Genomic DNA, 20766 nt, shown 5'->3' on the forward strand with positions numbered 1-20766 from the left:
CTGAAGCCGTTCCGCGTTTCTTTGGAACACCTGCCGCTCCGGTCCCGACAATCCAAAATATCTGAACTTTATACGCGCTGCGGCGGCTCCCAGGTCGTGGTGCTCAGGAGAAAGTTATGTGCAACGTGGAATCGTACTTCGCTCGCCTTCACGGCATTCATGACATCAGGGTGGAAGCCGGCGTTGCGGCCCAGCCCGGCGATGGCGAGGTTCGCCTTCGTATGGCGAGGGGCGGGATATGCGGATCGGATCTACATTATTACGACCATGGCGGGGTGGGTACGATCCGCGTCTGCGAACCGATCATCCTTGGTCACGAAGCTTCGGGCTATGTCGAAGCAGCGGGTCGGGGCGCGGATATTGCCGTCGGTACGCTGGTTGCGATCAATCCCAGTCAGCCCTGCGGTCGCTGCGACCGTTGCGCCGCCGGACTGCCGCGGCACTGCCGGAACATGCGCTTTCGTGGCAGCGCCATGTACATGCCCCACGAGCAGGGCCTTTATCGCAGCCAGTTGACCGTGCCGGCAGCGCAATGTGTTGCCTTCCCGGAAGGCGCGGATCCCGGCGCGGCCGCATGCACGGAACCGCTCGCCGTTTGCCTTCATGCGCTATCGCGGGTTCCGGGCGATCTTGGCGGAAAGCGGGTTCTGGTGACAGGAGCCGGGCCCATTGGCCTTTTGACGGCGGCAGCCGCCAAAGCGAAGGGAGCGGCCTTCGTTGCGATAACGGATGTGCAGGAGAAGCCGCTTGCGATCGCGACGCAAATGGGTGTCGACCAGACATTCCGCGTCGGAACGAACGAGAGCTGGAGAACGTCGCTGGGCGAGGTGGATGTGGCATTCGAATGCTCGGCGGCCGCAAGTGCAATCGCGGATGCGGTCGAGGCGCTCAAACCATGCGGCGTTCTCGTCGAAGTCGGGGTTGCCGGCAGCACGTCGCTTCCGCTTGGGCGGTTGGTCGCCAAGGAGATCGTCATGATCGGAACCCATCGCTTCGACCGGGAATTTCAGGAAGCCGCCAGGATGATTGCCGATCAGACGATCGACGTCGCGCCGATGATCACCGGCGCCTGGCCCCTGTCCCAGGTTCAGGAAGCGCTTGATGCGGCGCTTGATCGGGCCCGAAACTCGAAGGTCCAGATCAACCTTCAGGAGATCAGCTGATGGCCAGGCCCGCAGGCGCATCGCCTTCGGAATCGTTGTTGCGCAGTGTCACCCCCGGCGGTCCATAAGCGCGACCGCCAGCTCGAGACGCTGTCGACCGCGGCAACCGCCGGCCAGGCGTTACTTTTGCGCTGGATCGATGGCGGTTTCGGTCCTATCGTAGACTCATGTACCATCCCGCCGATGAGAGTGGTCCGCGTGTTCATCGCTGGACCTATACCGCCGAGGCAGACGAAGTGGCGCTCGTTCTGCCTGATGGATGCATCGATATCCTCGTCTCCTCCAGCGACAGGACTGGACACGCGCTGATTGGCGTCACCGATTTGGACTTCGCGCCAAGGCAAGTGAAGCTTCCGGCGGGAACGTCTTTGATCGGCTATCGGTTGCGGCCCGGTGCCACCATCCGTCTCGACGACGTCCAGTTCGGACATGGCGACCTCTGCGGTCTGGAAGCGGAGATCGACGACAGGGTCAGCTATAACCAGGAAGCCTCCGAGATCATCGATATTCTCGGCCTTCCAGACAGCAGCGTGGAATGGGCGGCCAGGCAGCAAGGTGTCTCGGAGCGAAGCCTGCAACGTCATTTCAGGCGCCTCTCTTTGCCGACTCCGGCCTTCTGGCGACAGCTGGGACGCGCCAGGCGGGCGGTGCAGGCCTTGCCTTGTCGGGTTCCGATCGCGGAGATTGCGCTCGAATATGGCTACAGTGATCAGGCGCATATGACGCGGGAGTTCGTCCGGTGGTTTGGACGCACGCCCGTGCAGCTTCGCCAACACTCAGGCGTCATGAACGATCTGGCGCAACCCGGCCTGGGCAACTGGTGAAAGGGTTTCGCCCTGAGGTCTGACCGCCTGGCTGAGAAAGGCTTCGCACCGCTTTTCGGTAATGTCCGACAGGCGCCTGATTGTGATGTGACGGCGATATTTGCCGCTGCCTTCCAGAATTCGGTCCGGATCGTTCAATCGCGCGCCATGGGTGAATTCCAGCGAAACGTGGTTTGTATGGGCAAAGATGCCGCAGAACTGCGATTTGGGCTGTCCGGGGATGCTCTCGAAGACGAGGCCGCCATATTTTTCAAGGCATGCAGCGCTGGGTTCGACCTTCAGGATTGCGGCCTTCAGCCGTTCGATGATTTCCTCCATCATCCTCACCCCGGCAGTTGCACTGCGGAGCAGATCTCGATCAGGTACCCGTTCGGATCAGCCACATAAGAGGTCGTCTGCCCCCATGGCTCGTCCCGCACGTCCTGAACGAGCGTGGCGCCGGCGTCGACCGCCCTTTTCAAGGCGCTCGCGACGTCATCCGTTTCGAAGGCGATCTCGAATGTGGGGGCATCCGGCCTTGGTGAAGCCGGGTTCTTGCCGAGCTGGCGCATCAGCGCTTTCGAGGAAAAGGCGAGCTTGGTCTCGCCGGTCGCCAGTTCGCCGTAGTCACCGCTTTCATGGAGAAATGCGCGTTCAAAGCCGAACGCCTTCTCGAAGAAGTCCACGGATGCCGGGACGTCATCCACGTACAAGATTGTGTAGCGAAATATCATTTCAGGAGCCTCACTCTGGGTTGGTTCACATTTGCAGTAAACCCCAGGGACATGACACGTCTTGAAGAAATCCGACATCACGCAATCATGTGAACGCCGTCATCGACGAACTCTTTTGCCGTCCAACCGCTCGTCACCAAGGTGGTTGCCGGGCGCTTTCCTTATTGCGGGGGCCGTTCCGGCATGAGTTGATCCAGGGTCACCGCGGCAAGCCCGCAAGGGTGGCGTTTCATGGTCTTCAGAACATGAAATGAACACGCTCGCAGAACGCTTCCGTTTAATCCTGAGGGGTTCTAAGCCGCCGTCTCCGGGATGCGGGCAATCACCTTGATTTCCAGGTCGAAGCCGGCAAGCCAGTTGACGCCGATAGCGGTCCAGTTCGGGTAGGGCGCTTCGGGAAACACCTCGTTCTTGACCTCCATGAAGTCCGCGAACTGGCCTTCTGGGTCGGTGTGAAAGCTGGTCACATCGACGATGTCGGCAAGTCCGCACCCGGCGGACGCCAGGACCGCCTTCAGGTTCGCGAAAGCCTGCCGCGCCTGTTGCCGGTAATCCGGTTCCGGGGTGCCATCGGCACGGCTGCCGACCTGGCCGGATACGAAAAGCAGATCGCCCGACCGAATGGCCGCGGAATAGCCGTGCGCCTCGTAAAGGGCGTGTCGGTTGGCGGGGAAGACGGGTTCTGGCTTGGTCATTGTCTTGGCTCCATTGGCTGGCGTGTTTCGGACTTCTCAGTCTGCGCGTGAAATGATATACGCAGCGTATGTCAAGTAGTATACATACGCGGCGTATGTCAACAGGCGTGCGCCAGCGTTGGAAGGTGGAGCACGATATGCCCTCGAGGACCCGATCGGAGATGATGGAAGAGACCCGTGCCAAGCTGATTGCCGCGGCGCGGCGGGCCTTTGCGGAAAAAGGCTTCGCCGCCGCATCCATGGACGATCTGACGGCGGCCGCGGGACTGACACGCGGCGCGCTCTACCACAATTTCGGAGACAAGAAGGGGCTGCTGGCGGCCGTGGTGGCGCAGGTGGACGGCGAGATCGCGGCGCGGGCCCGGGAGGCGAGCCGGCATGTGGAGGGGGCTTGGGATGCGCTTCTGGCCGAGGGCGTCGCCTATATCGAACTTTCACTCGAACCCGAGGTGCAACGCATTGTCCTGCTGGACGGGCCCGCCTTTCTCGGCGATCCGTCGCACTGGCCAAGCCAAAGCGCCTGCCTCGAGGAAACCAAATCGGTCCTCATTGGGCTGATCGACGCCGGCATCGTCAAAAAGGTCGATGTCGATGCGGCCGCGCGATTGCTGAACGGAGCGGCGCTCAATGCGGCGCTCTGGGTGTCGGCCAGCGACAGGCCGGAGGAAACCCTTGCCGGGGCCATCGAGGCTTTCACCGCACTGGCGTCGGGACTTCTTGCCGACTGAGCTCGGCTCTTTTCGGGCCGAAACAGGGCCGTTCGCGCGGGCCGCATTGCTGCGACCCTGCGCTTTGCTTGCCTATCACTCAGCTATGGCGGATTTCCGTGCCGAGGACCTTGAGGCATTCCCGCATGAAGGCGGCGAGCCCGGTCCAACCCTTGGCCGATACCATCGTGCCGTCGACATAGGCCTCTTTCGGCTCGACGTCGATATAGGTGCCGCCGACCGCCGCGACTTCCGGGGCGCAGGCGCCGAGACCGGCGACCTTGCGGCCCTTGAGCACGCCGGGCACCGCCATCAGGATCTGCACGCCGTGGCAGATCGTGAAGATCGGCTTGCCGGCCTCGTGGAAATGCCGGACCATCGCCTGGATGCGCGGGTCGGTCCGGATATATTCCGGCCCGCGGCCGCCCGCGGCATAGACCGCGTCATAGCTGTCGAGCTCGGCCTCGGCTTCGGAGAAGGTCTTGTTGATCTCGGCGAAATGGCCGGGCTTTTCGGTATAGGTCTGATCGCCCTCGAAATCGTGAAGCGACGTCTTGATCAGGTCGCCTTCGTTCTTGTCCGGGCAGACGACGTGAACCGTGTGGCCGACGGCTTCCATGCCCTGTTGATAGACGTAGATTTCATATTCTTCGGTGAATTCGCCGGTGAGCATGAGGATTTTCTTGCCGCTCATCTCGATCTCCTGATTGTGGGATTGATCCGTCCGGCCGCCGCAAGACGGCCGGACAGGGTGTTTCGGCTCAGAACGGGGAGTCGGGGAAGTAGAACTGGTCCGCGTTCTCGGGCGTGATCAGCGGAGCGTCCAGCTTGAACGATCCGCGCATCGGCGCCTGGCCGGCAAACTGCGCCGCGGTCATGTACATGGCCGAGGCGATCATCGACGGCGGGTAGGGGGTGGAAATGGGCGTGCGCTCATCGCCCGCCTGCACCATCTCGATCACCTGTTTCATGCCGTTGCCGCCAAGCGCGTACTGGACGTCTTCCCGTCCGGCCTGATCGACAGCCTCGATCACGCCGAGCAGCATGTCATCATCATTGGCCCAGACCGCATCGATATTCGGATAGCGGGCGAGATAATCCTGCATCAGGGTGAAGGCTTCGTCCTGATTCCAGTTGGCATATTGCATGTCGAGGATTTCGATGTCGGTCTGGTCGATGACATCCTTGAAGCCCTGAATGCGTTCGTCATCGATCACGGTGGGGATGCCGCGCAGCACGACAATCTCGCCTTCGCCGCCGAGCTTGTCGACCAGCCATTTCGCCGTGTTCGCGCCGACGGCGATGTTGTCGCCGGCGACATAGAGGTCCTGGATCGACGGATCGGAAAGACCCCGGTCGACCACGGTGATGAAGGTGCCGTTCGAGGCGACCTGCTCCACCGGCCCCGTCAGCTCCTCCGACGTGAAGGGCAGGATGACAAGCGCGTCGAGCTCGTTCGTCGCCGACAGGTCCTCTAGGGACGACACCTGCGCCGTCGCCGAAGAGGCCGTCGAGACGATGATGTCGATGTTCGGGAAAGCGGCCTCGATCTGCTTTTCCGCCTGCTCGGCATGGTAGACCACGCCACCGGTCCAGCCATGCGTGGCCGCCGGCACGGAAACGGCGATGGTGAATTCCTTGTCCTGGGCAAAAGCGGCCTGCCCGAGCAGCGTTCCCGCCGCCACTGTGGCCGACAGGAGCGCCAGCCTTCCGGTCTTGATTGTCATAGTTTCCTCCTCCTCAGTTTAGATGTGAGCCTCGCCGTTTCAGCGAGAGCTGGTGAAGCGGTGAGCCAGCATGGCGATGATGATGATCGCCCCCTGGACCGCGGCCACGAGGTATTCCGACACCATGTCCGAAAGAACCATGACGTTGGCGATAACCTCGAGAATGAGCGCGCCGGCAACGGTGCCCCAGATATGGGCCTTGCCGCCACGCAGAAGCGTGCCGCCGATGACGACGGCGGTGATGACCTGGAGCTCCCAGAGCTGACCGGTGGTCGGCGTGGCCGCGCCGAGGCGCGGGACGTAGCAGATGGCGGCAACGGCGACGCAGAAGCCTTGTATGACGAAAGCCATGGTCCTGATCCGGCCGACATGAACGCCGGAAAACCGCGCAACGTCGGAATTCGAGCCGACGGCAGTAACGCGGCGGCCGTATTTCGTCCGGTAGAGGATGAACGCGCCGAGCAGGGCGATCACGATGGTGATCAGCACCGGATAGGGAATGCCGAGGAAATCGCCGAAATAGACGGGCCGGTAGGCACTCCTGAGGCTGCGATCGATGGACAGTGAGCCGCCGTCGGTCATGTAGGTGATGAAGGCCCGGAAAATCCCCATCGTGCCGAGGGTGACGATGAAGGGCTCGATGCGCCCCACGGTGATGATCAACCCGTTCAGCAGGCCGCAGAGCGAACCCACGACCAGCGCGACCAGCGCGCCCGCCGGGATCGCCCAGGGCCCAAGGTAAGGGACGAGCGCGTTCATCGCCATGATCATGATGCCGACGACGAAGGCCAGCATCGAACCCACCGACAGATCCAGTCCGCCGGTCGCGATCACGAAGGTTGCGCCGACGCCGATAATGGCGATGAAGGCGCTGCGCGTGATGACGTTCAGGATGTTGTTCGTCGCCATGAAATTGGAATTGATCATCGTGCCCAAAAGCACGATCAATGCCAGGGCGATGAACGGAGCGAGATCGCTCCAGCGGATCTTGAAGCCTTCTCTTTCCGGAAGCGTTGTTATGTCTGCGCTGCTCATGCGCGGTTCCTCCCCTCGGTATCATGTCTGCTGCTCGCGGCGGCATAGACGACGTTCTGCTCGGTGATGTCGTCGCCCGTCAGCTCGGCAACGAAGCGTCCTCCACGCATCACCAGCACGCGGTCGGACAGGCCGACGAGCTCTGGCAGTTCGGATGAGATCACGACGCAGGCCTTGTCGGCCCGGACGAGTTCGTCGATGAAGTGGTAGATTTGGCTCTTGTTGCCGATGTCGATGCCCCGCGTCGGCTCGTCGATGATGACGATCGAGGGTTCGGCGAGCATCACCTTGGCCAGCAGCAGCTTCTGCTGGTTGCCGCCCGAAAGCTGCCCGGCCTCCACCGAGAGCGTGCGAACCCGGATGTCGTAGTCCTGCACGGCCGACTGCACGGCGCCGGCTTCCTTCCTGCGGTTGAGGCGCAGGCCGGGAAGGATCATGTCGAGCGCCTGGAGTGTCAGGTTCGGGCCCAGTCCCTCGTTGAGAAGGAGGCCTTTGCCCTTGCGGTCCTCGGTCAGGTAGACGACGCCCGCGGCCATCATCGAGCCGACATCGGGCTTGACGACGGGCGTGCCGTTGACCGAGATCGCGCGCGCCTGTGCGGGGCGAAGTCCCATCAAGCCCTCGATCAGTTCCGTGCGGCCGGCCCCGATCATGCCGCCGATGCCGAGCACTTCGCCCGGTCGGACTCTGAAGGAACCTGAGAACTTGCCGTGGTCGACCGAGAGCTCTTCGACGCTCAGAATCGGTTCAGCGGTCGCCGGCTCCCGTTTCGGCGGGTACAACATCGAGAGTTCCCGCCCGACCATCAGTTCGGCCATCTGGCGCTGGTCGAGCTCGCTTGCGGGCCAGGTGCCGATCATCTTGCCGTCACGCAGAACGGTGACGCGATCGGCCACCGCCTCGACCTCTTCCAGCCGGTGGGAGATGTAGAGCACCGCCACGCCATGGGCGCGCAGGTTCCGGACAATCTCCAGAAGCGCGTCGACCTCGTCATTGGCCAGCATCGCCGTCGGTTCATCCAGGATCACGACCTTGCGATCGTCGAGCAGGGCGCGGGCGATCTGCACGAGCTGGCGCTGCGCGAGCGGCAGATCACCCACAAGCGTGGTCGGGCGCGCGGTGGAGCCGACCCGCGCCAGCACCTCGGCTGTGCGGCGGTTCATCATGCGGTCATCCACGGCAAGCCCGCGCGACAGTTCGCGCCCCAGGAAAAGGTTCTCCGCTACGGTGAGGTCGGGCGCGAGCAGGATTTCCTGATGCACCAGAACGACGCCGGCATCCTCGGCCTGAACGGCGTTGGCGAAGGCGACCGGTGTTCCCGCCATCGACATCGCGCCGCCCGTCGGCGTGGCGTGGCCCGAGAGAAGCTTCATCAGGGTCGACTTGCCGGCGCCGTTCTCTCCGATGATCGCGTGCACCTCGCCCGCGACTATATCCAGCGTCACATCGCTCAAGACCGTGATCGGGCCATAGGCCTTGGAAAGGTCCTCGGCGCGCAGCACAGGCGTTTCCTGCGCCGGGCGGTCAACGGCGGTATCGGTCACGGCGAAGCTCATTCGAAGGCCGCCGCGAGCCGGTCCCGCGACCGCTCGATGTGATCGTGCATTGCGTGGTAGGCCGCATCCGCATCGCCGGCGCGGAACGCGGCGAGCAGGCGCTCATGCTCCTCCAGCGCTTCCTGGGTCACGCGGCTGTGGAACATCAGGCGGAAAATGTGCAGGTGGATGTGCCTGTCGGTCAGCGCCTGGCGGGCGAACTCGTTGTCCGCGACCTTCAGGATCTCCTCGTGAAAATGCGCATCCGCCCGAGCAAAGCGGGAATAGCGGCTGTTGCGGCTCACGGGCTGCTCGCCCTTCTCCATGTCGGCCGCCGCCTTTTCCAGCTGCTCGAGCTTTTCGGGGGTCAGCCTGAGGCAGGCCTGCCGGGCGCTCTCCGGCTCCAGCATCAGCCGGAACCTGTAGAGGTCGTCGAACTCCTTGGGCGTTAGCTGGGGCGCGGCCGAGTAGCCGATCAGGTGGGCCTTGCGCACCAGCCCCTCGCGTTCCAGCCGGGTGAGGGCGTCGCGCACCGGGGTCTGGGAGACATTCAGCTCCCGCGCCAGCTGGTCGATCGGGATTCGCGCACCGGGCAGGATCTCCAGTGACATGATGCGCTGGTAAATCTGTTCGTGGACGCTTTCGGAAATGCTCAGGGGCCGTGCGAACCCGCCTTTCTGGTCGTGATCCGTCGTTACCGCCATCTGAACCTCCCCGGGCTGCATTCTTGACATGCTTCGCTTTATCGTCGATATGATATCGAATGTCAAATACAATATCATATACGATTTGATCTGGGAGGGTTGGCATTTGTTGGTTTCGGCCGATTATCTGCGCGCGATTGCGGAGAAAGCGCTGCTGGCGCAGAAGGTCGAGCCCGCCAACGCATCGCTTCAGGCCGACCTCCTGATTGAGGCGGAACTGCGGGGGCTGCCCTCTCATGGCGTCCAGAGATTGCCCCGGCTCATTGCGCGCCTGCGCGCCGGCCTTGCCGATCCGGCCGCTGGCGGCAAGGCGCGCAGAGCCGGTGCCGGTGCTTTCACCATCGATGGAGAGCGCGGGCTCGGCCCGGTCGTCATGATGCGCGCCATGGAGCGGCTTGCGGCGGTGACGCCCGAACAGGGCATCGCGCTGGCATCTATCCGCAACGCCAATCACATCGGAATGCTCGCCTATTATGTCGAGGCGGCGGCCGAGCGGGGATTGATCGGCATCGTGATGACCACCAGCGAGGCGCTGGTGCATCCCTATGGCGGCACGGAAGCGATGCTTGGAACCAACCCGGTCGCCATCGGCATTCCCACCGACGCCGAGCCCTTCATCCTCGACATCGCCACCAGTCGCGTTTCTATGGGAAAAATCCATCACCATGCCCTGACCGGCGCGCCGATCCCGGATGACTGGGCCGTCGATGCCGACGGCCGCCGCACCACCGATCCCGAAGCGGCGCGGACCGGCGCGATCGCGCCCTTCGGCGAGGCCAAGGGATACGGCCTCGGTCTCGCCGTGGAACTGCTGGTCGCATCGCTGGCGGGATCGGCCTTCGCGCCCGAGGTCGGCGGCACGCTGGACGCCACCAGACAAGCGAACAAGGGCGACATCATCATTCTGATCGATCCCGCGGCAGGGGAAGGGCATCCCTCCGGACTGGCCGCTTACCTTAATCGTCTGCGCGCCTCTCGCGCGGCCGACCCTTCGCGGCCGGTGGCTGTTCCAGGCGACGGGATGCGCGCCCGCAGGATGAGGGCGCTCGCCGAGGGCATCGACCTGTCCGATCCGCTGCATGAAGAAATCCGGGCCCTCTCGGAAGGCTGAGGAAAAATCAAAGGAGACAGGATGACCCTATTCGGCACGATCAGAGCCCCGAGAGAATTGATCTTCGGCTCGGGCCAGCGAGAAGCACTGGGGGCGGTGGCCGCGAAACTCGGGCAGCGCGCCCTGGTGGTGACTGACGAGCGGCTGGCCGGCGATGGCGATTTCAAACGCATGGTGGCTCAACTGGAGGCGGCGGGCCTTGCCGTAGAGGTCGACGGTTCGGCGCTTCCGGATGTGCCCGTCGAAGCCGCGGCCGCCAGCGCCGTCAAGGCCTGTGACTTCGCGCCCGATCTCGTGATCGGCGTCGGCGGCGGGTCCTGCCTCGACATGGCCAAATGCGTGGCGGTGCTGCTGACACATGGCGGCAGGCCGCAGGATTATTACGGCGAGTTCAAGGTGCCCGGCCCGGTGATGCCGCTGATCGCCATTCCGACCACGGCGGGGACGGGTTCCGAGGCGACGCCGGTCGCGGTGCTCTCGGATTCCGAACGGCAGCTCAAGGTCGGGATCTCCTCGCCCTATATTATCCCGACGGTGTCGATCTGCGATCCGGACCTGACGCTGACCTGCCCGCCCGCGCTGACCGCCATTGCCGGCGCCGACGCCCTGACCCACGCCATCGAAGCCTTCACGGCGCTCCGCCGCGATCCGGTGCCGGGGCTGGCGCAGGAACGGGTCTTCGTCGGCAAGAACGCGACCTCCGATCATTTCGCGCTGACGGCGATCGGCCTGCTCTGGAACGGCCTCGAAAAGGCTTGCACGGAGGGGGGCAATGTCGAAGCCCGTGCCAATGTGATGCTGGGGGCGACGACGGCCGGTCTCGCCTTCGGCGTTGCCGGAACCGCCGCGGCCCATGCGATCCAGTACCCGGTCGGCGCGCTCACACACACCGCGCACGGGGCGGGGGTGGCCTGCCTGATGCCTTATGTGATGGCGTGGAACGCCCCCGCGATCGGACCCGAGCTCGACCAGATCGCGGAGGTCATCGGCTTGCAGAGCAGGGCGGAGGTTATCCCGGCGATCGCCGCGCTTTTCGATCGTATCGGCATTCCCCGCACGCTCAGAGATCTCGGCCTTGCCGAGGACCGGCTCGACTGGGTGGCCGAGCAGTCCTGCGGCATCGCCCGGCTGATCCAGAACAATCCGCGCCCGCTGCCGCTTCCGGATATGCGGCGGCTGGTCGGCGCGGCCTATCACGGCGAACTGACAGCACTTTCAACGCATTGAGGGAGAAATCCAATGACGCACGCCACCGCCTTTTCCGGCTATGCCGATCCTGCTCTTCACGCCAGGGGCCTGTTTATCGGCGGCAACTGGGAGCCCGGCGCCGGAGCTATTTCCGTGCATGACCCCTCGACGGGAAACAGGCTTGCCGATGTCGCCGATGCCGGCGTCGAAGACGCCTTGCGGGCCGTGGATGCCGCGGAGGCTGCCGCCGAAGGCTGGCGCAACACGTCTTCCCGCGAGCGCTCGGAAATCCTGCGCCGCTGGTTCGAGCTGATGCGCGCGCATGCCGAGGAACTTGCCCTTCTGATTTCGCTCGAAAACGGCAAGGCGCTTCCGGATGCGCGCGGAGAGGTGACCTATGCCGCCGAGTTCTTCCGCTGGTATGCCGAAGAGGCGACGCGGGTCGGCGGGGAATTCCGCCACACGCCTTCCGGCGCGCACAATATCCTCGTGGATCACGAGCCGATCGGCATTGCCGTTCTCATCACGCCGTGGAATTTCCCGGCCGCGATGGCGACGCGCAAGATCGGCCCGGCGCTGGCCGCCGGCTGCACCGTGATCCTGAAGCCCGCTTCCGAAACGCCGCTGACCGCCTATGCCATGGCCCGGCTCGGCGAGGAGGCCGGCGTTCCGCCCGGCGTGGTGAACGTGCTGACCACCTCGAAGCCCGGCCCCGTGACGGCGGCCATGCTCGCCGACAAGCGGGTCCGCAAGCTGTCGTTCACCGGCTCCACCGGCGTCGGGCGCACGCTTCTGGCCGAGGCGGCGAAATCGGTGGTGAGCTGCTCGATGGAGCTCGGCGGCAACGCCCCCTTCCTGGTGTTCGATGACGCCGATATCGAGGCCGCGCTCGACGGCGCGATGGTTGCCAAGATGCGCAATGGCGGCGAGGCCTGCACCGCGGCCAACCGGTTCTACGTGCAATCCGGCATTCACGACGCTTTCGTGGAAGGATTGACCAAAAGGATGGCGGCGCTGAAACTGGGGCGGGGTTACGATCCGGATGTCCAGTGCGGCCCGATGATCACCACCAAGGCGGTGGAGAAGATCGACCGTCTGGTATCGGAGGCCAAGGCCCGCGGTGCCAGGGCGACGACCGGCGGTGCGCCTGCGGACGGTAGCGGATATTATTATCCGCCGACCGTGCTGGTGGACGTGCCGACCGACGCGGCGCTGGCGCAGGAGGAGATTTTCGGTCCCGTCGCCGCCGTCTACCGCTTCGAGACCGAGGAGGAGGCCGTGCGTCTCGCAAACGATACCGAATATGGGCTTGCGGCCTATGTCTATTCGGGCGATGTCATGCGGGCGATGCGCGTCGGGCGCGGGATCGATACCGGGATGGTCGGCATCAATCGCGGTTTGATGTCCGATCCTGCGGCGCCGTTCGGCGGCACCAAGCAGAGCGGCCTCGGGCGCGAAGGCGGCGTTACCGGCATATTGGAGTTCATGGAGCCCAAATATTTCGCCGTCGAGTTTTGAGAGGGGGAGGACGACCATGGCGGAGCGCGATCTCTATCGCAACCGGGACTTCATCCCCGATTTCGACGCGATCATGGCCGAGACGGAGGCGCGCAGCCGCGCCTTCGCCGACCGGTCGCGCGTCGAACGGAATGTGCGTTACGGTGAAACGCCCCGGCAGAGCTTCGACCTCGTCTTTCCGCCGGCGCCCGCTCCCGGCGCGCCGCTGCACATGTTCATTCACGGCGGCTACTGGCGCGCGGGTAGCAAGGAGACGCATACGCTGGTCGCAGCACCCGTGGTCGCGGCGGGCGGGATCGCGGCGCTGGTCGGCTATGATCTGATGCCGCAGACCCGGCTGGCCGAAATCGTTGCGCAAGTGCGGGCTGCGGCCTGCCGCCTCGTGGACCTTGCGCCGGAGATCGGCGCGGACCCGGAACGCTTCACCGTCAGCGGCCATTCCGCAGGCGCGCATCTGGCGTCGCTCCTTGCCTCCAGGGCGCCCGGCGACAACCTTCCGCCCGACGTGCCGACGCTGCGCGGCATGCTGCTGGTCAGCGGCATTTACGACCTTTCCGACATTCCCGGTTCCTTTCTGAAGGACGAGGCCGGAATGCGCGCGGATGAGGCGCAGGCATGGTCGCCGTTCGCCGCCCGGCACATGCCGGGCCCGCTGCGGATCATCACGCGCGGGGAACATGAGACCGCGCCCTTCCAGGACCAGGCAATCGCCCTTGATGCCCTGCTCGCCAGGGACGGGCAGCAAACGGAGCTCAGAACGGAACCCGGCGCCAATCACCTTTCGGTCGTCTTCGACCTTGCCGACCCTGAGGCCGCCCTCGGCCAAAGGCTCTCCACATTGGTGGCGTCATCCTGAAGCGTTTCCCGGCGACGACATTGGTCCTTACGAGACCAATGCGTAGCTGAGTTGCACGAGATCGTCCTCGCGCGGAAGAAGCCTGTTCGAAATGCTCTTGCTATGGAGGGATCGCGGCCTTTGAGGCTCTTTGCCTATCGTGGAGCGTGCCGATGCTCCAGCCAGGCGATGCCGAAGTCGACGATATCGCGTGCCGGGAACAGAAAGCAGTCGGCATTGCCGATCTTGCCGTAAGGCGGGCCAGTTCGAACGCTCGTCGTCGGCCAGCGTTGCGCCATTCAGCGTTTCCTCATAGGGCGAGCGATCCCACGAGGCGTAGCCCATCAGCGTCCCGCCGGGCCCGACCGCCGACAGCAGGCAATGCAGCAACGCGTCCGCGCCGCCTTCCACGGGACCGACCGATCGGAGCGATGCATGCACCATGAGCAGGTCGCCCGGCCGCACGCCGAGATCGGAAAATTGCCGTGTGATTTCGGCGGCTGTCGCCGGTCGTGAAGGCGGTTGCGTCAAGATGATCCCCGAATCTGACGAAAGCGCAAAGGAGCCCACATACAAGCGCTCCAGAGCCGTCCGATCTTGTTGCCAAATGTGGTTGGAGCATGGCGCATAAGGCGCTCCATGTCTTCCGGTGAAAATCGTGCGCGATCGCGTGGCCTGTCAGGATGATGCTGATGATCCGTCGATCGAAGTCCGGGTTGATGCAAGGTCCACAGCGACCCCATGATCATCGGCGCGCCCGCAGCTCGCTCAGGCCTTCCTCGAACGAGATCACCGGTCGATAGCCGAGTTCGCGTTCTGTCTTTTGGGTGTCGAGCGTGATCTCGACAGCGCTCGTCGCATAGTCCTGAAAACTGATCGGTCCTTTCAACCTACCCCCGCTCAGGCGGTGCATGCCATCGCCGAGCCGGGCGATCATGCGGAGCGCACCGCGCGGTACGCTCCGGCTGCCGGCGTCCAGCCCCTGACTTTCGAGCAGGCCGCTGACGGTTTCGCGAAACGGGCGGGCCGGGCCGTCGGTGACATGATAGATCGCGCCGCGCCGACCATGGGCGAAAGCCAGATCCACGGCATGGCAGAGATTGGCGATATGCAGGCTGGACGAGCGGTAGCCGCCGCCGGAAATCCAGGCGAACCTGCCGCTCTTCACGGCTTCGAGCAGCACCGGAAGCGCCGTCGTGTCATCGCGGCCCCAGACCATGCGCGGGCGCAGGATGACCACATGCTGTCCCTGGGCCGCGGCGCGCAGCGCGACCCTCTCCGCCTCGGCCTTGCCCGCCGCATAGGCGCCGGCGGGATGATTCGGATAGGGTGTTGTTTCATCGACATTGCGCAACGGACGGCCGTCCTGCAGGACGGAATCGGTGCTGATATGGACGATCTTATCGATGCCGGCCTCCGCGGATGCCTCCAGGACACGCCGCGTGCCAGCCGGATTGACAGAGGCGGCCGCGGAGCCGGCACCATGATCGACATTGGCCGCGGCATGGATCAGCCGGTCGGCGCCAGCCAAGAGCGGCGCGAGATCGGCGGTCAGCATGTCGCCCAGAACCGGACGAGCGCCCCAGGAGGCAAGACGTTCGGCAGCCTCCGAACCGCGGACAAGCCCCGTGACCCGATCGCCGTTCGCGACGAAGTGGCGCAGCAGGTTGCGGCCGACATAGCCCGCGGCGCCGGTGATGAAAATATGTTGCTCAGCCATCGTCGGTGCCGATGCCGTCTTTGCCGAAGCTGGCGAGGGTTTCGATATCACTCAGGATTTCCGCGCGCTCGGCCTCATCCCAGTCGTGGAGTTCGAGGTGCTGCTGGTATTTCAGGCCTTCAAGCGCCAGCCAGGCGAGCCGTGCGGTCCGGGGATTGCTCGCCTCGGCCAGAATGTGCCGGGAGAGTGTCTTCTGGTTGCGGCGGAATTCGGCACGCAGTTCGGCGTCCTGCATCAGGGCGGAGACGAGGCTCAGCACCGCCGGGTTGCCGTCTGGCACCGGCGGGCTGCGTCGGGCTGCCTCGATGCGACCCTTCAGAGGTGCGTCGGGTTTGCCCTCAAACGGCGCCGCGCAGGCTTCGTTGAACGCATTGTCCGCCCGGATCGTGCGATCCACCAGCGCCGCAATGAGGTCGCGCTTGCTGGCATGTTCGTAAAGCACGGTCGCCTTCGAAACGCCGGCTTCTTTGGCGACAGCGTCGACGGTCAGCACGCCATCGCGTGCCACGACCCGCTCGACCGCGTCCAGTATCTTGCCTTGATCATGTTTCCTTGGTCGCGCCATCCATCACCTGTTTATTTCCGACCGTTTGGAAATAAACAGGTGATGGCGGGATGTCAACAAGCTGGCCGACCCGAACAACCCGGAAAACGGGCCGATACTCCAAGCCGAAGGGTTGTCGACGCGCGCGGTGAAAACGGCAAAAGATCAACAAATGTGCAATCTCGGCTATTGACTGAATTTTAATCCATGCTTAGGCTTCGGGTTAGATATAGGCCCTCTGGCCATCGGCAACCGCGCCCCGTTGAACGTCCTTCAAGGACGCGACGGGGTTTTTTATTTTTTGACTGGGGAATCGCAGGCACGTGTCCAGATCAGGCCCTGTTTATCCTGTTGCGCTGCTGTTTTCGGCCGGGGGCACCTATGCCTCGCTCGGCCGGGAAGCGGTTGCCGGCGCGCTTGCGGCCATCGCCGAGATCAACGCTGACGAGAGCCTGCCCGTTCGTCTCGCGCCTTCGATCGCCGATCCGCAGGGCCAGAACTACGCGCATCTGGCGGAGGGCGCGCTTGGCGAAGGCGCCCGGCATATCGTCGGAACGATCACGTCGTCCGGCCGCAAGGAAGTGATTCCGGTGGTGGAGAGGCAGGGCGGCCTGTTATGGTACGCCTTCCCGTATGAAGGTTACGAGGCCAGCGACAGCACGCTCTATTTCGGCGCGTGTCCCAACCAGCACCTGTTGCCGCTGTTCGAATATGTGATGCCGCGCCATGGCAACCGGCCCTTCGTCATCGGCTCCAACTATATCTGGGGCTGGGAGGTGGCGCGCATCGCCCGCGAGCTTGCGGAAGCGCGCGGCGGCTCCCTTGCCGGTGAACGCTATCTTCCGCTCGGCTACACATCCTGCGACCATCTGATTGCGGAAATCCGCGAGCGCCGTCCGGATTTCATCCTGTCAAATCTGGTTGGCGAAAGCCTTCATGCCTTTGTCCGCGCCTTTCATGCGCTTGCGCAGGAGGATGAACGGTTCGCGCCGGAGCGCTGTCCGGTCGTCTCGTGCAACGTGACCGAGGCGGACATCGAGGTGCTTGGCGCGACCGCCGGCGGACACATCACCACGTCGAGTTATTTCGACGGGCTCGACACCCCTGAAAATCGGGCATTCAAGGCCCGGATTGCCGATCGTCAGGGCCACCGCAAGGCGATCTCGTCATGTTTCGCTTCGGTCTACTCCGCCGTTTCGGTGCTCGGTCATGCCATTGCCGAGGCCGGTACGGACGATCCGCGGATCGTGCGCCGGGTCGTGACTTCGCGCCGGTTCGATACGCCGATCGGGGCGCTCACGGTCGATCCCGCGACACAGCACGCAGCGCTTTCGTGCCATATGGCGGAGGTCGGGCAAGACGGACGGTTCCGCCTGTTCGACCGCAGCATCGGACCGATCGTGGCCGACCCCTATCTTTCCGGTGACCCCGCACGCGAAGCCTTCCGGCCGATGCCGCTCGCCGAAGGCGCCGCAGGTTTGAAGGTGGTCAGATGAAGACGTTCAAGCGACCGGATCTCGCCGGCACGAAGGCTCTCATTCTCCACCCGCCGCATGCAACCGCCGATGCGCTGGCGCGGCAACTGGCGCTTCTGAGGATCTCCGCGCGGGTGGTCTGGCCGCAGCTCGATCTGGCGGATGCCGAGGCCGACTTCGTGTTTTTCGATGTCGATGGCGGCCATGAAGGCCAGTTTCCCTGGGAGCCGGGTCGTGCCCCCATGCCCACCATCGCGCTGATCGGCTCTGAAGCGCCCGGCCGGATCGAATGGGCGATTGCACAGGGTGCCGATGCCCATCTCCTGAAGCCGATCGGTTCCACCGGCGTTTACAGCGCGCTGCTTGTCGCAAGCCACGCTTTCGAGACAATGCGCCGGCAGACGGATGATATTCGCGCCCTTGAAGGGCGGCTGCGCCAGCGCCCGTCGGTCGTCCATGCCGTTCTCCTGCTGATGGAAGAGGGCGCGCGCGACCAGGAAGCGGCCATGAAGACCCTGCGCGCCATTGCCATGACCTGGCGGATGACGATCGAGGAAGCGGCGGAAGCCATCTGCAACAATGAGGGCCGCACCAAACGCGGCGCATGAAAGACAAGGAGAAAGACGTGTCAGTGACGGAAGGCTTTGCACCCTATGGCGACTATCGGACCTGGTACCGGATCACCGGCGATCTGAAATCGGGCAAGTCGCCGCTGATCGTGGTCCATGGCGGTCCTGGCTGCACCCATGATTATGTCGACAGCTACAAGGATGTCGCCGAAAACGGGCGCGCCGTCGTTCACTACGATCAGGTCGGAAACGGCAAGTCCACGCATCTGCCGGAAAAGGGCGCCGATTTCTGGACCGTCGATTTCTTCAAGAAGGAACTGCACAATCTGATCGACCATCTCGGCATTCGCGATGGCTATTGCGTGCTTGGCCAGTCGTGGGGCGGCATGCTGGGGGCGGAATTCGCAATCGATTGCCCCGAAGGCCTCAAGGCGCTGGTGATTGCCAACTCCCCGGCCGCGATGGAAACCTGGATTTCCGAAGCCAACCGGCTGCGCAAGGCGCTTCCGGGCGGCGTTCACGAAACGCTTTTGAAGCACGAACAGGCCGGCACGACCGACAGCGCCGAGTACAAGGCCGCCACCGACGTGTTCAACCAGAACCATGTCTGCCGCATCGTGCCGATGCCGCCGGAGGTCCAGCACACATTCGATCAGATCGACGCCGACCCCACAGTCTATCACACCATGAACGGGCCGAACGAGTTCCATGTCGTCGGAACGATGAAGAACTGGTCCGTGGTCGGTAAGCTCTCAGCCATCGCAGCCCCGACCTATCTGATCTCCGGCCGTTTCGACGAGGCGACCCAGGCCTGCGTCACACCTTACCTTGAAGAAATCCCGGATGTCCGCTGGACCGTGTTCGGCGCGTCGTCCCACATGCCGCATGTCGAGGAGCGGGACGCCTGCATGGCGGCGGTTTGCGCCTATCTCGATGAAAAGGCCCCCTGAGCGGCGCGCGATCAACCCTGAACCAGAAAGCAAAAGAGGAACAGCAGTGATGAAGACAATCAGGCATTTGAAGACAGCAGGAGCCGCGCTCGCCGTCGGCCTTCTTGCGCAGACCGCGCTTGGCGGCCTTGCCCAGGCGCAGGATCGCGACGCGCTTCTGAAAGAGCACAGCGGCGGCACCATGATGCTGGGCGCGGTTTCGGCAGCCGGCACCATCGACCCGCATGTCAACTACACCGCCGAATTCTGGCAGGTGTTCCAGATCCTCTATGATGGTCTTGTGAAGTTCAAACAGGCCTCGCGCGCGGAAGGTTACGAGATCGTCCCCGATCTCGCCGAAGCAATCCCGGAACCGCAGGATGACGGCACGACCTACGTGTTCAAGCTGCGTGACGGCATCAAGTTCGCCGATGGCACAGATGTGACGGCGGAAGATGTCGTTGCATCGTTCCAGCGCATCTTCAAGATCAACGGCCCGACCTCCGGCTCGTTCTACAACAACATCGTCGGCGCCGACAAATGCCTTGCCGAGGCGGCAAGCTGCACGCTGGAAGGCGGTGTTGTCGCTGACGAAGAAGCCGGCACCGTGACCTTCCATCTGGTCGCGCCGGATTCGGAATTCTTCGACAAGCTCGCCGTTCCCCATGCGGCAATCCTGCCCGCCGAAACGGCTGCGACGGATGCCGGCACCAGTTATATTCCGGGCACCGGTCCCTACATGATCGAGAGCTACGATCCGAACGACAAGATGGTGATGAAGCGCAATCCGGAATTTTCCGAATGGAGCGTCGACGCCCAGCCGCAGGGTTACCCGGACGAGATCGTCTACCGCTTCGGCATGAATGAAGAATCGATGATCAACGCGATCCAGAACGGACAGCTCGACTGGATGTTCGATCCGCCGCCGGCAGACCGGCTGAACGAACTCGGCACGCAATATGCCGACCAGGTTCACGTCAATCCGCTGGCCGCCTTCTGGTACGCGCCGATGAACACCAACCTTGCGCCGTTCGACAACGTCAAGGTGCGCCAGGCCGTCAACTACGCCATCGACCGCAATGCGCTGGTCAACATCTATGGCGGTCCGGTTCTCGCCCAGCCCACCTGCCAGATCCTGCCGCCGGAGTTCCCCGGCTTTGAGGAGAGCTGCCTCTATACCGAAAATCCGGGTACGACATGGACGGCGCCCGATATGGAGAAGGCCAAGCAGCTTGTCGAGGAATCCGGCACAGCCGGACAGAAGGTGACGGTGGTTGCCGAAGACACCGCGACCTCGCGGGCGGTCGGCACCTATCTGCAGAGCGTTCTGGCCGAACTCGGCTATGATGCCACGATGCAGGCGATCTCGCCGAACATCCAGTTCACCTATATCCAGAACACCGACAACAATGTGCAGATCTCGGTCTCGCAGTGGTTCATGGACTATCCGCAGGCTTCGAACTTCCTGAACGTTCTCCTGTCTTGCGCTTCGTTCAACGAGGGCTCGGACGCCTCGATCAACATCGCGGGCTATTGCAACGAAGAGATCGACGCCAGGATGGCAGAAGCCATGCAGACGGCTGTGACCGATCCGGAAAGCGCCAACAAGATGTGGGCCGAGATTGACAAGGCATTCATGGAACAGGCGCCGGTTGCACCGCTGTTCACGCCGAAGAATGTCGATTTCACCTCCAAGCGCGTTGGCAATTTCATCTTCTCCAACCAGTTCCGCTGGCTCATCGACCAGTCCTGGGTGCAGTAACAAGGACGGCTT

Annotated in this window: 21 protein-coding genes and 1 pseudogene; 11 read left to right on the forward strand and 11 right to left on the reverse strand. The window is 63.6% G+C overall.

Annotated elements, in window-relative coordinates; translation table 11 throughout:
- Window positions 1-116: 116 nt before the first annotated feature.
- Window positions 117-1163, forward strand: a complete 1047-nt coding sequence (locus tag V6765_RS21970; RefSeq protein ID WP_448432746.1) for an L-idonate 5-dehydrogenase — start codon at window positions 117-119, stop codon at window positions 1161-1163.
- A 236-nt stretch (window positions 1164-1399) separates the two neighbouring features.
- Complete coding sequence (locus V6765_RS21975; protein ID WP_448432747.1) at window positions 1400-1987, forward strand: helix-turn-helix domain-containing protein; 588 nt, start codon at window positions 1400-1402, stop codon at window positions 1985-1987.
- Here V6765_RS21975 and V6765_RS21980 read toward each other — a convergent pair.
- The 3 genes from V6765_RS21980 to V6765_RS21990 form a co-directional block, all read right to left on the reverse strand.
- Window positions 1940-2305 (reverse strand): DUF1801 domain-containing protein, encoded by a 366-nt coding sequence (locus V6765_RS21980; protein ID WP_448432748.1) that lies wholly within the window; start codon window positions 2303-2305, stop codon window positions 1940-1942. The genes V6765_RS21975 and V6765_RS21980 overlap by 48 nt on opposite strands.
- Before the next feature lie 5 nt (window positions 2306-2310).
- Complete coding sequence (locus V6765_RS21985; protein WP_448432749.1) at window positions 2311-2778, reverse strand: VOC family protein; 468 nt, start codon at window positions 2776-2778, stop codon at window positions 2311-2313.
- Window positions 2779-2993: 215 nt separating this feature from the next.
- Window positions 2994-3395, reverse strand: coding sequence for a RidA family protein (locus V6765_RS21990; protein ID WP_448432750.1), 402 nt, complete (start codon window positions 3393-3395; stop codon window positions 2994-2996).
- Window positions 3396-3559: 164 nt separating this feature from the next.
- On the opposite strand from V6765_RS21990, the gene V6765_RS21995 reads away from it, so the two are divergent.
- The gene (locus tag V6765_RS21995) at window positions 3560-4123 is read left to right on the forward strand and encodes a TetR/AcrR family transcriptional regulator (RefSeq protein ID WP_448432751.1); all 564 of its coding nucleotides are present in this window, start codon (window positions 3560-3562) and stop codon (window positions 4121-4123) included.
- A 79-nt stretch (window positions 4124-4202) separates the two neighbouring features.
- Here V6765_RS21995 and V6765_RS22000 read toward each other — a convergent pair whose 3' ends face one another.
- From V6765_RS22000 to V6765_RS22020, 5 genes are all read right to left on the reverse strand, one after another.
- Window positions 4203-4796 carry a DJ-1/PfpI family protein gene (locus tag V6765_RS22000; protein ID WP_132313804.1) on the reverse strand — a complete coding sequence of 198 codons (594 nt, stop codon included), beginning with the start codon at window positions 4794-4796 and terminating at the stop codon, window positions 4203-4205.
- A 67-nt stretch (window positions 4797-4863) separates the two neighbouring features.
- Window positions 4864-5829, reverse strand: a complete 966-nt coding sequence (locus tag V6765_RS22005) for a substrate-binding domain-containing protein (protein WP_448432752.1) — start codon at window positions 5827-5829, stop codon at window positions 4864-4866.
- A 39-nt stretch (window positions 5830-5868) separates the two neighbouring features.
- A complete protein-coding gene (locus V6765_RS22010; protein WP_230718540.1) occupies window positions 5869-6864 on the reverse strand; it encodes an ABC transporter permease in 996 nt (331 codons plus the stop codon).
- Window positions 6861-8420, reverse strand: a complete 1560-nt coding sequence (locus V6765_RS22015; RefSeq protein ID WP_448432753.1) for a sugar ABC transporter ATP-binding protein — start codon at window positions 8418-8420, stop codon at window positions 6861-6863. Before V6765_RS22015 ends, V6765_RS22010 begins: the two co-directional genes overlap by 4 nt.
- Window positions 8417-9103, reverse strand: coding sequence for a GntR family transcriptional regulator (locus V6765_RS22020; RefSeq protein ID WP_448432754.1), 687 nt, complete (start codon window positions 9101-9103; stop codon window positions 8417-8419). The genes V6765_RS22015 and V6765_RS22020 overlap by 4 nt, the downstream gene beginning before the upstream one ends.
- Before the next feature lie 106 nt (window positions 9104-9209).
- Here V6765_RS22020 and V6765_RS22025 point away from each other — a divergent pair, with 106 nt between their 5' ends.
- Genes V6765_RS22025 through V6765_RS22040 form a run of 4 tightly spaced genes read left to right on the forward strand, consistent with a single transcriptional unit; the run spans window position 9210 to window position 13776 of the window.
- Window positions 9210-10214 carry an Ldh family oxidoreductase gene (locus V6765_RS22025; RefSeq protein ID WP_448432755.1) on the forward strand — a complete coding sequence of 335 codons (1005 nt, stop codon included), beginning with the start codon at window positions 9210-9212 and terminating at the stop codon, window positions 10212-10214.
- A 21-nt stretch (window positions 10215-10235) separates the two neighbouring features.
- Complete coding sequence (locus V6765_RS22030; RefSeq protein ID WP_448432756.1) at window positions 10236-11441, forward strand: iron-containing alcohol dehydrogenase; 1206 nt, start codon at window positions 10236-10238, stop codon at window positions 11439-11441.
- Window positions 11442-11453: 12 nt separating this feature from the next.
- Complete coding sequence (locus V6765_RS22035; RefSeq protein ID WP_448432757.1) at window positions 11454-12920, forward strand: NAD-dependent succinate-semialdehyde dehydrogenase; 1467 nt, start codon at window positions 11454-11456, stop codon at window positions 12918-12920.
- 16 nt (window positions 12921-12936) lie between these two features.
- Window positions 12937-13776: an alpha/beta hydrolase gene (locus tag V6765_RS22040; RefSeq protein WP_448432758.1), complete on the forward strand. Its 840-nt coding sequence runs from the start codon at window positions 12937-12939 to the stop codon at window positions 13774-13776.
- Window positions 13777-14016: 240 nt separating this feature from the next.
- On the opposite strand, the pseudogene V6765_RS22045 reads toward V6765_RS22040, so the two are convergent.
- From V6765_RS22045 to V6765_RS22055, 3 genes and pseudogenes are all read right to left on the reverse strand, one after another.
- A pseudogene (locus tag V6765_RS22045) lies at window positions 14017-14286 on the reverse strand (AAC(3) family N-acetyltransferase); the annotation flags it as partial.
- Window positions 14287-14500: 214 nt separating this feature from the next.
- The gene (locus tag V6765_RS22050) at window positions 14501-15475 is read right to left on the reverse strand and encodes an NAD-dependent epimerase/dehydratase family protein (protein ID WP_448432759.1); all 975 of its coding nucleotides are present in this window, start codon (window positions 15473-15475) and stop codon (window positions 14501-14503) included.
- Window positions 15468-16040 (reverse strand): TetR family transcriptional regulator, encoded by a 573-nt coding sequence (locus tag V6765_RS22055; RefSeq protein ID WP_448432760.1) that lies wholly within the window; start codon window positions 16038-16040, stop codon window positions 15468-15470. Before V6765_RS22055 ends, V6765_RS22050 begins: the two co-directional genes overlap by 8 nt.
- A 302-nt stretch (window positions 16041-16342) precedes the next feature.
- On the opposite strand from V6765_RS22055, the gene V6765_RS22060 reads away from it, so the two are divergent.
- Genes V6765_RS22060 through V6765_RS22075 form a run of 4 tightly spaced genes read left to right on the forward strand, consistent with a single transcriptional unit; the run spans window position 16343 to window position 20754 of the window.
- Window positions 16343-17515 (forward strand): transporter substrate-binding protein, encoded by a 1173-nt coding sequence (locus V6765_RS22060; protein WP_448432761.1) that lies wholly within the window; start codon window positions 16343-16345, stop codon window positions 17513-17515.
- Entirely contained in the window at window positions 17512-18102 is a 591-nt protein-coding gene (locus V6765_RS22065; protein WP_448432762.1) for an ANTAR domain-containing response regulator, read from the forward strand. Before V6765_RS22060 ends, V6765_RS22065 begins: the two co-directional genes overlap by 4 nt.
- Window positions 18099-19013, forward strand: coding sequence for a proline iminopeptidase-family hydrolase (locus V6765_RS22070; RefSeq protein ID WP_448432763.1), 915 nt, complete (start codon window positions 18099-18101; stop codon window positions 19011-19013). Before V6765_RS22065 ends, V6765_RS22070 begins: the two co-directional genes overlap by 4 nt.
- 49 nt (window positions 19014-19062) lie before the next feature.
- Complete coding sequence (locus tag V6765_RS22075) at window positions 19063-20754, forward strand: ABC transporter substrate-binding protein (RefSeq protein WP_448432764.1); 1692 nt, start codon at window positions 19063-19065, stop codon at window positions 20752-20754.
- The last annotated feature ends 12 nt before the right edge of the window (window positions 20755-20766 follow it).

The sequence above is a fragment of the Martelella sp. FOR1707 genome (assembly GCF_053484265.1).